This window comes from Penaeicola halotolerans, from assembly GCF_016464625.1.
Classification (GTDB): domain Bacteria; phylum Bacteroidota; class Bacteroidia; order Cytophagales; family Cyclobacteriaceae; genus Penaeicola; species Penaeicola halotolerans.
This window is the reverse complement of sequence record NZ_JAEAGO010000003.1, coordinates 108,995-122,138: the sequence shown is the minus strand read 5'-3', so window position 1 is coordinate 122,138 and position 13,144 is coordinate 108,995. Positions and strand designations below refer to the sequence as shown.

The following is a 13,144-nucleotide window of genomic DNA, read 5'->3' as shown; positions in this document are numbered from 1 at the left end:
ACGAAAAATTACCGTTCACTGTCTCGTCTTCGCGGTGGGCCGCCAAAATACCGAGGGTGCGTTGGCCATGAGGGGAGGAGGATTATTTTGGCTTGTCTTTTTGGTTCTTTTTTGGCTAAGAAAAAAGAACAAGAAGCACAAATCATATACTGTCTGCGACCAGCTAGTAGCGCTAGTACAATGGCATTTCTGCTTCGGGATGCTTCCTATCGTCAGCATGACAAAAAGGGCAATGCGTACCTCCAGCTAAAGCAGGAGGCTAGTGATCATTTGATCAAAAGGCGTTACAAACGCCTATCTCGCCCGTCCTCGTTGCAAACGAAGGACGATGTGCCTGCACAGTATGTCAAAGAACGGATCTCGGCCGTATGGTGAGCAAGATGGGCAATGAGACCCAATCCTCCAACTGAACGTGCGTTTTATGCGCTTTTTGCGCATTTATACACTTTTTGCGTTTTATGCGGATTATGCGTTCTGTGCGCTTTATGCGTTTTATGCGCATTTCGACACTTTTTGCGTTTTATGCGCATTTTGCGCTTTTCTGCACTTTCTGCGTTTTGTGCGCTTTATGCGCATGGTCAAAGCCTTAATGCCCAACTATGTACCAAGTATCCCCCAAGTATCTCCCAAGGATCCCCCCAACCATCCCCCAAGTATCTACCCAGAATCATAGTGAAAAGTACCATGGAATATTAGAAATAGACAAATCAGAATGTTTGAAAAACAGCGATTTTCGAAGAGGTCTTTTGTGAGAAGGAATTAGTTATGAGAAAAAATCAAAATAATGTTTGGTGAGAGAGGGGTGGTTTGTGGGGTTGATGATAGGGGATGAGAGTTTATTTGAGAGCCGTATCATGGGTTATAGCTCATGGCTGTCTACTCAATTGTGCATTCGTATTTCTTTCTCAGTCGTCATATTGCGAGTCTTTTTTGTTGGTAGAATAGGTCAATTCCAGCTATGTCTGTATACCTTTCATTTAGTCGTTCTCTTAGATTAAAAAGTCTTTTTTCTGAAGAGTCAACTATTTGAGAAAATAAGCAAATATGAACTTTGCCAATTTCTACTTTATTGTCATTCTCAATTGTTTGAAAAGGCTGAACCTTCTCGCTAAAAGATTCACCGACTACAAATGCGTTAATGTAAGGATTACCAATTATTGTCCCACAGTTTGAGAAATCTTCAATATAACCAACAGCTTGATTTCTCTCTTCTCTACCGATTTTAAAACCACCACGTTTTAGTTCAATGATTAATATTTTTCTTAGAGAACTCAGCCCGTTGTCATGGTCAAAATCCGTTGTTCCAGTGATTGAAAACGTAGAATTTCCCATTACGACAATGTCTGGCCGTTTTTTGTTGTTATTGAAAACGCTTTTGTTAATTTTTTTGCCGAATACTTTTTCAACTGTAGTTTGAAGTTGGCTATTTGAAGAATATTCTGGAGAATCATATTCAGGTCCAAAAATCCATCTTGCATTAGCAATTAATGGGTGCAAGACATGTAATTCATCAACATTAGAATCGGTCGATAATTTTCTAATAGCTTCAATGACTGAAATTCTTTTATCAATTTCGTCAAGCACTGTCAAAGCATCTTTTACACTCCAATTATCTAACAGTTTATTTAAGCCTTCAATGTCTTCGTGTGATAAGTTTGAAAGCTTTTGAAGTAGTTCGCTACCACTTCTAGTTTTTTCTAATTTTATTACTGTTTCTAAAGCTAAAGAGATTGATTCATCTTTTGCAGTTGGATTAGTAATTGAGATATGGTGAACAGCTTCATTAAACTCATATTTGCCTAAAGGACTTAGTTCATTGTATTGTTTCTTGTATTGATTTCTAATGTGCTTTGTGGTTTCTTCAATATTATCTTGTGCAATTTTGGAAAACATTTTTTGGACTTCTACACTTATTGCTTCGTAAATTCTGTCAAGTTTCTCGTCCTTTTTGAAACCTGTCCAATCTTCTTTTATAAAGTCTGCAAGGTCTGTTGTCTCAACTACTACTGTATATCTTTTTGCCTCTTTCGACCTTCCATCTAAAACCATAATATTACCAAGTATCCAAGAAGGCTCACCAACAAGTCTTCCACCTTGCCAAATTGCAATTCCCTGATAGAGTGTCGATTTTCTTGATTTTTTGGAGTCAATTAGGTTTACTTGAAGTTTTATGTCATCAACTTCAACTGGATTCGACTCAATTAATCCTTTATGTTCTTCTAATTGAATTGTCTGCCTGTTTATTGAAATGAAAAATTTGGGGTCATGTAAAAATCTAGCAGATATTACTTCAAGTATTGTTATAGGGTTAGGTAAATTTTTTTCAACTACAACTTCCAGTCGGGTTCCTACTGACTTTGATTTCTTGAAAGATTCTTCTTTTATTATGAAAGGTTGTTTTTCACTCTTTGTAGTTAAAGTGAATGTTGATTCAACTCCATTTTTGTTTGTGATTACTTGATATTCACTATTAAAACACAATAATCCGTGTCTACCAACTCCGTTTCGACCGTAAGCATATCTTTTTAAGTCAACTCCATTGGGAAATTCTACAATTTTTCCCTGGTGCTTAAGTCTGTTATAACTCAGCTTCATCCACCGATTGTAAAATTCTTCTTTAGTCAGGCCAGTTCCATTATCTTGAATTGTTAGTTTTTGTCCCTTTTCTTCTGGGATGAAAATGTCTACTTGGGTAGCTCCTGCATCCCAAGCATTTGCTACTAATTCGGTCAAAGCAATTTCAGGTTGAGTTCCTAAATTTCCAAGTGTCCGAACTAAGTAGTCGTCTTCAAATAATGTCCCTTGGATGAATTCTTTTTCTTTCATTGTGTTATCTTTTTAACATGACGCCCAATGTGTCGCAGCTACACCCAGGTGGGGATTTTTAATACTGAACTACATTAAAAGTACAGAACTTTGATTTAGTACTTCACTTTCATAGAAGCATTGAACTCCACCTTGCTGTTAATGGCAGTACTTTTTAATGTATGTTTCAACTCCGTCATAATGTATTTTGATTTCTCGTCCACTGAAAAAGTTTTGATAGCGAAAACCTGCGGTTTGATATTTTGAACTGTCACTGTCTTTCAAGTTATCTGGGTTGTCATCTTCAACAAGTACTGCTTCTATTTTCGCATCCCTTCTAATCATTCGACTTAATAACTGTTTAAATTCAAAGTCCGCCTGAGGTAGTGAATAACCTAAGAAAACTATTTTGCTAGCTTCTGAAAGTTCTATTCCAGCATTTTGCCATATAAGTTTGTTCTGTATGTTATTTAGGTTTTTTAGAAAGGTCGGCATTATTAAATTTGTCATTAATAGATTTGCTTCTTCTTGTTTAGCGCCAAAGTTAGAGTCGCAATGTCTGCAATACTTTTTATCAAATATGTAACCTCCATTCCATTTCTGGTAAAACTTCACGTAAAGTCTCTGGCATCTTGGGCATTGCATCCAGTTTAAAGAACCGTGTAGTTTTAGAATTTTTGTATTGTATCTGCCTTTTCCAATTGCATAAAGTCCTGGTTTGATACTGTCATCATTTTTGTCGAGCGAGCTGATATAGCAACAATAATCTACAACCCCAGAAAATTTAATACTTTTCGGTTTAGTTTCTTTACTCATTAAACTGTATAGAGTATTATCAAGCATAATGTCCCAGTTAGTTGTAATGACTGATACATTATCTGTTTTTTCATTTTTTATCCTTTCTCTACTCAATTCAAGCAAGTGTTTAGCAAAATTATATACAGAGTCTTTTTTCTTATTGCTGTTTTCTATTGAGCCTCTTACAGCAAGAACAATTAGTCTATTAAATATGTCTCTTAATTCTGATAGGTTTTTAGGTGTATGCTGTCGAAATGGAATGTTCTCAGAAATACACTTGTCTAATGGTGTATAAATATCTTCAAGTGTGTAATTGTTAATTTCATTTTCAGAAACCATTAGACTATTTTTTAAAAAATCATCAAATTTATCAACCCATTCTTGAACTTTGGCTTTAGAAGATTTAGTGTATGTCGTCTTGAGTTTATAGATTTCTTTAATTAGTTGTCCTTGTGAAGGTGCACCTGCATTCATTGAAAATCCTGCTCCTAATATGTATACAGTTTTTTGAGTCATTTTATTGTCTTTATTATTCGTAGTATTGCCACTAACCTTTTCGGGCTTTGCGTTCGGGCGGGTTTAGGAGCACAAAAGTGTCAACCACCACTGAACTTAATTCGTAGCACAAAGCTTCATTTAACCAGTGAACTGCCAATTTTTTGTAGGTGCTGTTATAGGCTGTGTTTCTTTTCCGATCATATTTCTATACATTAAAAGATTTATTAATTTATATGTCTATGATACTTTATTACTTCAACAGTTGCTTAAGACCAGATGATATAAATGGTGCAAGGGGGACACTATTTCTAATTCTAAATTCATCTAAGTGTGTGCTTTCATCAGCTAAAAATGCTAAAACTATCTCTGGATTATTTTTTTTGAATAAGTTTGTAAAGATTTTTTCTCCACTATATTTTTTTTCAATCAAAACGTCAAGCAATGTTAAATCGTACCAGCGAAACATCTTTTCTCTAAAAGTATGGGTCAAAATTGGCTTTTCATTTTCAATTAATTTATTTGCTATTTTCTTAATTTTCTTATGTACAGATCTAAATGTGTATCCTGTGCTAGCTTTGGTGTAGCCTCCAGTTGTTCCAATATTTATAATATTTGATTCCTTTTTTTGGTTGGAATGAAATTTAACTTTAGTCATAGGGATTACGCCAAATTCTTTGTGGATGATTTTGTATTTCTCAATAAACAATTTCTCCTTAATATATTCTTTTAATTGAAAAGCGTAATCGTCTCTATCTAATAAACTCTCACTGAATAAAGTATATTCAACTAAAGCTTCATCAGATTGAGTAGGTAGTACATACATAAATGTAACTCCATTATCTTGTGGTAGAGTAAAATCCATTAAGGTACCAATACTCTTATCAAAATGATTGTTATCTAACTTTATAAACCAACCTTCAAAATGTTGTAGCAAAGTATCTTTTTTGGACATAATTGGAGTATATAAATTAGTTGAGTTAAAAACATATGTCGAATTATATTCTCCCAATTCAGTTTCAACACGTACCAAGCTATCTATATCATAAATTGCTTTTATAGTTTCTATTTTGAATTCAACATTATTATCTATGGCTTTATTTATAATAAAATTGTAGTAGTCAATAGACTTAATTAATTTATACTCATATTTTTCAAGTTCAAAAATTCGATTTAATGATGGGGACTCAAACTTAAGTTTATTCCATCTGGCACTGACTAAGTGTTCGTAAAATTCTTTTTCTTTTTCCCAAAAGCACCAAGTCCTGTCGTTATTATCTTTCCTGGCGCTATCAATAACTAGAATTCTTTTATTTTTTAAGGTTGGTTCCTCGAGTATGTAATAAAGTAAGGTTAGTCCTGCTAGACCACCACCTGCAATTATGTAATCATAAGTTTTATTCATTCATCTTTTGATTGAGTCGTTCTTTAACATAGCCTATAACAATTCGCTAAATACACCATAAGGTGCATTTAGCTACTATAAGGTAACTAAGACTGATTTTCAGTCAGTGTTAGTATTTTTAAATCAATATAAAACAAACCAAGCCAAGTCCCTACAAACTGGATGAAATTTTGACGATTGGTGTCTGAGAAAAGGCGTATTGAGTCAAGGGATCTTGCCATTTCATTTTAGATAAAAGAGGGAATTCGTAGTATTATTTTAGATGAATCCTCTCGTTTTATAGGGGTTTCCTCGGGGTTATCCCCGTATTATCCTCTACCTAAAGGAGGGTTATACTGCCTTAGAGGGTCAAAATACCCCTATATCATGCGACATATGCGCCAAATACGCCAAAAGTGTAGATTTGCGCCAAACGCGCCAAACACGCCAAACGCGCCAAACACGCCATCTCACTTGCGTCCTATTTTGTGATTTTTGATCTTGCTTTTCAGATGATCGATTGAGCGTTCTTTGAGGTGTTGGTTTTTTATGTTGGATGCTATTGATGAAATGGTTGAAATGATTAGAAGGGGGGAGGTGGTCATGGGAGTCTAACGGTTTTAGTGGTTTATGTTTAGTCAATCAATAGGCTCGTGTTTTAGTAGGAGGAAGTGATTGTTTCGCACCTTCAGCGCTCATAGGAAATCCATCTTTTTAAACACAGGGCTTCACCCTGTGCTAGTTTATTACGCCCTTTCAGGGCTTTATCGTCTCAACCGATACCTTCTGCGACCAATGAATAAGTGGAGGGCAGTAGCCTTTCTACACTGAGATCTCTCCCTTCGTGAGGCAGACCTGCGGGAGGCAGGCGGGTTCATGGATGGCTTCGCTTGAGGCTCGCCCCTGCCTACCACTTTTGGTAGGATGACGGTAAACTGGCAGCGTGATGCTATGGATATATTCCCTCCCTTCAGGAGGTAAATACGATTGGCTGATTACACATGCATACAAGAGACGCGATAAATCGCGTCTCTACATGGGTAACAATCTATGTAGGGATCAATTCGTGCATTCGTGGCTTTTGGACAGAGGCGTGGTGTGACACACTTTGGGGTCATCAATACGATCAGATAGCATAAAAAAAGGCAAACCGTGCGGCTTGCCTTTATCTTTGGGTTTATCCTCCTTTATTTGAAAAGCTCTTTGAAGAAGCCTTTCATTTCTTTCCATGAGGCTTTGTCTGCTTTCTCGTTGTAGGCGATCGGAATGCTGAATTTCTCTCCTGTAGCCGTAGAATTAGGATTTGTGAAGGCATGAGTGGCATTGTCATACTCGATGAACTCGTAGTCTGCTTGGATGCCATCCATTCCCGTTCTGAAAGTGCTGATCTCTTCTGCACTGACGAACTGATCGTCTTTGCCATGCAGCACCAATACTTTGGCTTTCAAGAGGTCTTTGTCAGCTGGTGCACCGGCTAGGTTGCCATGGAAGCTGACCACACCGTCTACATCTGCGCCTAGCTTGGCGGCATTGATCACGACTGATCCACCGAAGCAGTAGCCCATAGCAGCTACTTTGTCCTTATTCACAAAGTCTAGGGTCTTTACTTTGGCTAGTCCTGCATCAAATCTTGCTTTGAGTAGGGTAGGGTCTGCATAGATTTTACCAGATAGCTCAGAAGCTAGCTGAGGGTTGTCTGCCTGTGCTCTGTCTCCATACATGTCGACAGCCATAGCCACATAGCCTAGTTCAGCTAATTGGTCTGCACGCATCTTTACATAGTCATTGAGTCCCCACCACTCGTGTACTACGAGTACGGCTGGGTTATTTTTAGCGCCTTCAGGGTAAGCTAGGTAACCGATGAGGTTGGTACCGTTAGCATCTGTATAGGTCACGTCTTGTTTGATGATTTTCTTCTGTGCCTGAGCAGCAAATGCCATAAGCACGAGCGCTAGGGCAAAAGTGAGTTTTTTGATCGTTTTCATAGATTTGGTTAATTTACGTGTAGGTACATATAACTAGTTTGGCGAGCAGAAAGTTTGTAGACTAGGGCATAAAAAAAACCGCTATCTCCGAAAAGACAGCGGTTTCATCAGGTTAAAAAATGGGCTTATAAGCCGGCCGTTTGTTTATACAGTTGGTGGTTAAATTCTTGTTGGTAAAACTCGTTGAGTTTGTACCTCACGCCAGCATTGAGCGGGATGTTTTGTAGCAGCTCTTCTTTAAGGTCTGGCACTAGCTTCCAAGAGTTGCCTGCATCCTCAGAGATGGCTAGGAAAGGAACGAGGCTTTCTATCCAGACGCGTGCTTCTTCTTTGGCATAAGTCACATTGCGCTCTCCATAACTCACCTTGTGGGTGCGTAGGGAAGTAGCTAATTGATAGATGTTTTGGTTTTCGGTATCTTCATAAGCCCTGATCTTTACCTTGAGTAAAGTAATGAGCGTATCTCCATGACTGACGAAGCCACTTCTCTTGACGAGTTTAGCTTGCTCATATTGTAGTGACTTTGGCTTGTTTTCATAATAGGTCATGAGCGCAGTTGCTCTACCATCATAGCAAAGCGGATGGACGATGTTGATCCATTCTTCTGGATTGCGCATGTTGTAGGAGTCGATATAAGCACTCAGTGATGCTTGAATCACTTGCTCGCCCTTTGGTTCACATCCCCAAGTAGCTAATACTACTAGTACTCCCAGTGTTAGTGCGTAGATTTTTTTCATATACCCCTGTCTATTTGATGTGAAGTAAAAAAATAATCCAATCATCTGCAAGACAAAAAAGAAAGAAATCAAAATAAAATATATAATATTTACTTAAAAACAATATAATAGTTTTTAATGTAGTTTTTCTGTGTATGAAAATATCGAAAAACAATTAATGACCTCAAAAGCGCAGTTGATACTCAGATTTTTAGAATTTCTCAGGTGTTTAGGCCGTCAGTTTGTGTAAAAAATAAAAAAAGGAACCCTTTGAGTTCCTTTCTGTAGATGCTAAGTGTTTTAAGCTCTGTAAGTTACTTTGTTGATCGCCTCGATCGTACGCTTCACACTAGGCAGCGTAGCCTCGATGAGGGTAGGCGCATAAGAAAGCGAAACGTCCATGGAGTTGACTCTCAAGACTGGTGCATCTAGGTAGTCAAAGGCATGTCTTTGGATGTTGAAAGCGAGGTCTGTAGAGATCGAGGCAAGTGGCCAAGCTTCTTCTACGATCACGGCTCTGTTGGTTTTCTTTACGGAATTGAGCACTGTTTTGTAGTCGATCGGACGAACAGTTCTCAAGTCGATCACTTCACAGCTGACGCCTTCTTTGGCCATTTCTTCAGCAGCTTCTAGGGCGATCTTCATCATTTTACCAAAAGATATCAACGTCACATCAGTCCCTTCTTTGACGATATGTGCTTGTCCGAGTGGTAGGAGGTATTCTCCCTCAGGTACTTCGCCTTTGTCTCCATACATGAGTTCTGATTCCATGAAGATCACAGGATCCTCATCACGGATACTGGCTTTGAGGAGTCCTTTGGCATCATAAGGATTAGAAGGCACGACTACTTTGAGCCCAGGTGTATTGGCATACCAGTTTTCGAAGTTCTGTGAGTGCTGTGCACCTAGTTGACCTGCATTACCTGTTGGTCCTCTAAATACCATCGGGGCACCGTACTGTCCAGCAGACATAGAGAGCATCTTGGCTGCTGAGTTGATGATCTGATCTATCGCTACAAGAGAGAAGTTGAAAGTCATGAACTCGATGATCGGACGGAGGCCATTGACAGCAGCACCTACACCGATACCAGCGAATCCTAGCTCAGCGATAGGGGTGTCAATCACACGCTTAGGACCAAACTCGTCTAGCATGCCTTGGCTCACTTTATAAGCACCGTTGTACTCGGCTACTTCTTCTCCCATCAAAAAAACACGCTCATCGCGTCTCATCTCTTCTGACATCGCTTCTCTCAAAGCTTCTCTAAATTGTATTTCTCTCATTGGAAAGGTCTTTTTAAGGAAGCGTAAAAATAGGAAGATCGGCTTCAATTACCAAAGATATTTTGGCTTTGATAGGGGATTTAACGCTGATTTTTGACGAGTGGGGAGGGGTATAAACGCAAAGAAGGAGTGACGTGAATCACTCCTTCTAGTGTAAGAGATAAAATCTCTGTGTATTATCTGATAGCGGCTTTGAATCCGTCAGTACTTGCGTAGTTTCTGAACTCAAGGTCTGTAGCTGCTTTGTCTTTCAATTTAGCATCACCAGCTACTGCTTTCGTCAAGTGCTCATATACTTTGCTCTCTTGATTTAATCTAGCAGAAGCGATGGCTGCACCGTAGTGAGCGATAGCTAATTTGCTGTTTTTGCTAGCTGCTTCATTGAATGAAGTAGATGCATTTTGGAAATCTTTCTTCAATAGTTGCGCAAGACCTTTGTTGAATAGGTTTACAGAAGTTTCGTCAGCTTTAGACAATGAAGCTACTGCTGCATCATATTTACCTAGCATGATCTCTACTACACCTTTAGCAGCTGCATTAGATCTCATTGTGCTAGCAGAAGGATTCATAGAAGCCACACTGTTCAATGTAGCGTAAGCCTTCGTAGCGTTGCCTTGTAGTAAGTAAACTACACCAAGATTGTTAGTAGATTCAGCGTTAGCTTTCTTTCTGTTAGCTGTTTCGAAGTGTGTAGCTGCCTTAGATAGGTTAGCTGTAGCATCCATGCCTCTAAGTGCCATCTCTAGGTGAGTTGCACCAAGGTTGTTGTGCGCTACCCAGCTGTCAGTCTTCTTCACAAGTGCTGCATAGATATCAGCTTTCTCCTTCAAGTCAGGAGTCAAAGTAGCAGCGTAAGCCATTTCTTCAGCAGAAAGAGCATCAGCGTTAGTCTGACCGCTTACGATTTGCTTAGCCAATGCAGAGATCTCAGCATCAGTTTTCTTTTCTTTTACTGTCAAGATATCAGTCTTAGCTGTTCTTAGCTTAGGATAGATGTCTCTGAAGATAGTCTTGTAAGTAGACAATTTCTTCAAGTTCTTCTCTTTTTCGTCAAAAGAACCTGCACCGTTTACGATGTTTAAGATTTCAGACTTCTCAGAAGCACTAATACCATCATAAGAAGCTAGTTCGTTTTTGAAATCAGTCCAATCGTCAACTACTGGCTTCAAGATGAAGTTGATACCATCTGCTTCGCCTTTGTAGTCATACTTGGCCATTTGCTCTCTGTAGAACTTCTCGATGACAGCTGCTCTGTCTTCAGATAGTTTAGAGTTGATTCTTTCAGAACCTTCAGGAGAGTGCGTACCAGTGATCGTTACTGATCTTGTTACGTTTTTCTCTGCTACGAAAGCGCTTAAGAACTTACCTCTTTCAGAAGACTTCTCAGAGTTTCTTAAAGTAGATCTTCCTTGCTCGAAGAAGAACTCAACGTTTGTTGGGATCAATTCTTCTTGGTTGTTGTAACCATGATCAGCGATAGCTGCCATGCTTCCACCTTCACCACCTACACCGTAAGCAGCACCACCATCAGCGATGACAAGCTTAGAAGTAGTGATCAAGCCAGGAGCTACAGTCATTCTGTCTGTCTTTCTCTCTTTACCGTTTTTAGGGTTTGAGGCCACACCTTGAACTTGAAGTTCACCAGGGTTCATACCTTCTTTGTATAAGAAAGCTTGCTGAACGCTAGTAGAAGGGGCTTCTGTAGATTGATTTGGATAAGTTTCTCTTGAAAAAGAAAGTGCAGTAGGCAATGCTACCTCATCCGCTCCTGAAGTATAGAAGGTATTGATAGAATATACCTTTCCTTTTTTCAGCATGTTTGTTGGCAACACGGCAGACATTTCGAATTTAACGGTATCTGCGTGCACTTCTAGTGGACTAGGGTTAACGGCAAGGTCTTGATCCTTGGCCATTTTGACCATTTGCTTAAGGGAGCATCCCGAGAAAGCAACTGTTCCACCGATGGCTAGTAGAAAAAGTGTTTTTTTCATAACGTGGTATTTAAATTGGTTTTTAGATTGTTTTCGTTTATTAAGCACTACAATATTATTAAAATTTTCACTAAATTGGTATGTGATTCGTTAATACTTTCAATAATAGACTAAGCATATGGAAAAGATAAAGTTGTTTTTTGAAGAAAGAGCTTTTGGTGTTTGTACCAAATTAGGCGAAAAACTAAGGATGCCTATCGATCATATCAGACTCTTTTTTATCTATACTTCATTTTTAGCTTTAGGTTCTCCTCTTATAATCTACTTAGCACTCGCTTTTGTTATCGATATGCGCAAGTATTTTCGATCTAAGCGTAGAATGTGGTTTAGCTAATCAAGTCAACGTACGTCTTTTTTCCACGAATAAAATAGTCTTTCAAAATATTCTTCTTTTCAAAATACTTCTCAAGACCTCTATTACGAGGCAAACTTGATGCCAGTTTCCATTTTTTTCTCCACTCATTTCGGTGGTTAAAATAGTGTCTGTGGGCACGAATGATGGCTTGTATATTTCGCAACTCACCTTTGATCAGGTAGTTGAGTCCTGCTAAGCCATCTAAAAACAACCTCATCCAGATGATTTTTCCTCTTTCAGTTTCTGGAAGGTTTTTGTCCAAAAGGTATAAATTATTACGAAAGTTGAGGTAAGTCTTGAAACTGCTTTGCCTATCTAGTGTGCCTCCACCTAGGTGATAAACTACTGATTGGGGAATGCAGGCTACCTTGTGCCCTTGTCTAAATAGGCGCCAGCACAGGTCGATCTCTTCCATGTGCGCAAAGAAATCAGGGTCTAATCCTCCTACTTCATGATAGGCGCTACTTCTCAATACAATGCAGGCACCACTCGCCCAGAAAATGTCCTTGACCTCATCATATTGTCCATGATCTTCCTCTATGGTATAAAAGATACGGCCACGGCAATAAGGATAACCCAGGCTATCTATATATCCACCTGCTGCTCCCGCATAGTCAAAGGCTTGTCTATTTTGATAAGAAAGAATCTTAGGCTGTGCCGCAGCATATTGGGGATGCTCGTCTAGCCAAGCTAGGAGAGTTGTGTCCCAGTTGGGTGTGACTTCTACATCTGAGTTGAGTAGTATATAATAGGTGTACTGTCCTTGGAGTGTCTCTAGGACTTTGGCATAGCCACCACTGTAGCCATAGTTTTGATCTAGCTGGATCAGTGGCAGGTCAGGATGATGGGCTTGTAAAAAAGTCACTGAGTCATCCGAAGAATTATTATCTACAATGATGATGCTAGCCTCCGTGTGTTGTATCACAGAAGGCAAATACTGTTCGAGCATTTGCCTTCCATTGTAATTCAGTATGACGACTGCTGCGCGTTTCATCAGCCACCAAACATATTGCCGAAGTCCATGCCGGGGATATTTGGAAGTGATCCCTCTGTCGCTTTCTTCATTTCTTCTTTGATCCGCTCGTCTATTTGTCTGTTGGCATTGTTGACTGCGGCAGCGACTAAGTCTTGTAGCATGTCTTTGTCTTCCACTTTGACCAAGCTGTTATCGATGTCGATAGAGATGATTTCTCTTTTGCCATTGATGGTGGCTTTGACCATACCGGCTCCTGATTCTGCAGTGATTTGGATGTGAGCAAGTTTTTCCTGTGCCTCTTTTACTTTGGCTTGGACTTCTTTTACCTTACTCATGATGTTCATAAAATCAAACATAG

General features: G+C 39.1%; 10 protein-coding genes. 1 reads left to right on the top strand and 9 read right to left on the bottom strand.

Features of this window, described 5'->3' with window-relative positions; genetic code table 11:
* Positions 1 to 912: 912 nt before the first annotated feature.
* The 7 genes from I5349_RS08155 to I5349_RS08125 all read right to left on the bottom strand — a co-directional run bounded on the left by I5349_RS08155 (position 913) and on the right by I5349_RS08125 (position 11,455).
* Complete coding sequence (locus I5349_RS08155; protein WP_226390265.1) at positions 913 to 2,826, bottom strand: ATP-binding protein; 1,914 nt, start codon at positions 2,824 to 2,826, stop codon at positions 913 to 915.
* A gap of 138 nt (positions 2,827 to 2,964) precedes the next feature.
* Positions 2,965 to 4,119: an SIR2 family protein gene (locus tag I5349_RS08150; RefSeq protein WP_226390264.1), complete on the bottom strand. Its 1,155-nt coding sequence runs from the start codon at positions 4,117 to 4,119 to the stop codon at positions 2,965 to 2,967.
* Positions 4,120 to 4,351: 232 nt separating this feature from the next.
* Positions 4,352 to 5,503, bottom strand: coding sequence for a lycopene cyclase family protein (locus tag I5349_RS08145; RefSeq protein ID WP_226390263.1), 1,152 nt, complete (start codon positions 5,501 to 5,503; stop codon positions 4,352 to 4,354).
* A 1,166-nt stretch (positions 5,504 to 6,669) separates the two neighbouring features.
* Positions 6,670 to 7,467 carry a dienelactone hydrolase family protein gene (locus I5349_RS08140; RefSeq protein WP_226390262.1) on the bottom strand — a complete coding sequence of 266 codons (798 nt, stop codon included), beginning with the start codon at positions 7,465 to 7,467 and terminating at the stop codon, positions 6,670 to 6,672.
* A 125-nt stretch (positions 7,468 to 7,592) separates the two neighbouring features.
* Complete coding sequence (locus I5349_RS08135) at positions 7,593 to 8,204, bottom strand: hypothetical protein (RefSeq protein WP_226390261.1); 612 nt, start codon at positions 8,202 to 8,204, stop codon at positions 7,593 to 7,595.
* 279 nt (positions 8,205 to 8,483) lie between these two features.
* Entirely contained in the window at positions 8,484 to 9,464 is a 981-nt protein-coding gene (locus tag I5349_RS08130) for a pyruvate dehydrogenase complex E1 component subunit beta (protein ID WP_226390260.1), read from the bottom strand.
* A gap of 176 nt (positions 9,465 to 9,640) precedes the next feature.
* The gene (locus I5349_RS08125; protein ID WP_226390259.1) at positions 9,641 to 11,455 is read right to left on the bottom strand and encodes a TPR end-of-group domain-containing protein; all 1,815 of its coding nucleotides are present in this window, start codon (positions 11,453 to 11,455) and stop codon (positions 9,641 to 9,643) included.
* A 118-nt stretch (positions 11,456 to 11,573) separates the two neighbouring features.
* Here I5349_RS08125 and I5349_RS08120 point away from each other — a divergent pair, with 118 nt between their 5' ends.
* Positions 11,574 to 11,789, top strand: a complete 216-nt coding sequence (locus I5349_RS08120) for a PspC domain-containing protein (RefSeq protein WP_226390258.1) — start codon at positions 11,574 to 11,576, stop codon at positions 11,787 to 11,789.
* Here the strand turns inward: I5349_RS08120 and I5349_RS08115 are convergent.
* Positions 11,782 to 12,804, bottom strand: a complete 1,023-nt coding sequence (locus I5349_RS08115; RefSeq protein ID WP_226390257.1) for a glycosyltransferase family 2 protein — start codon at positions 12,802 to 12,804, stop codon at positions 11,782 to 11,784. The genes I5349_RS08120 and I5349_RS08115 overlap by 8 nt on opposite strands.
* Positions 12,804 to 13,142 carry a YbaB/EbfC family nucleoid-associated protein gene (locus I5349_RS08110; protein WP_226390256.1) on the bottom strand — a complete coding sequence of 113 codons (339 nt, stop codon included), beginning with the start codon at positions 13,140 to 13,142 and terminating at the stop codon, positions 12,804 to 12,806. The genes I5349_RS08115 and I5349_RS08110 overlap by 1 nt, the downstream gene beginning before the upstream one ends.
* Positions 13,143 to 13,144: the final 2 nt, after the last annotated feature.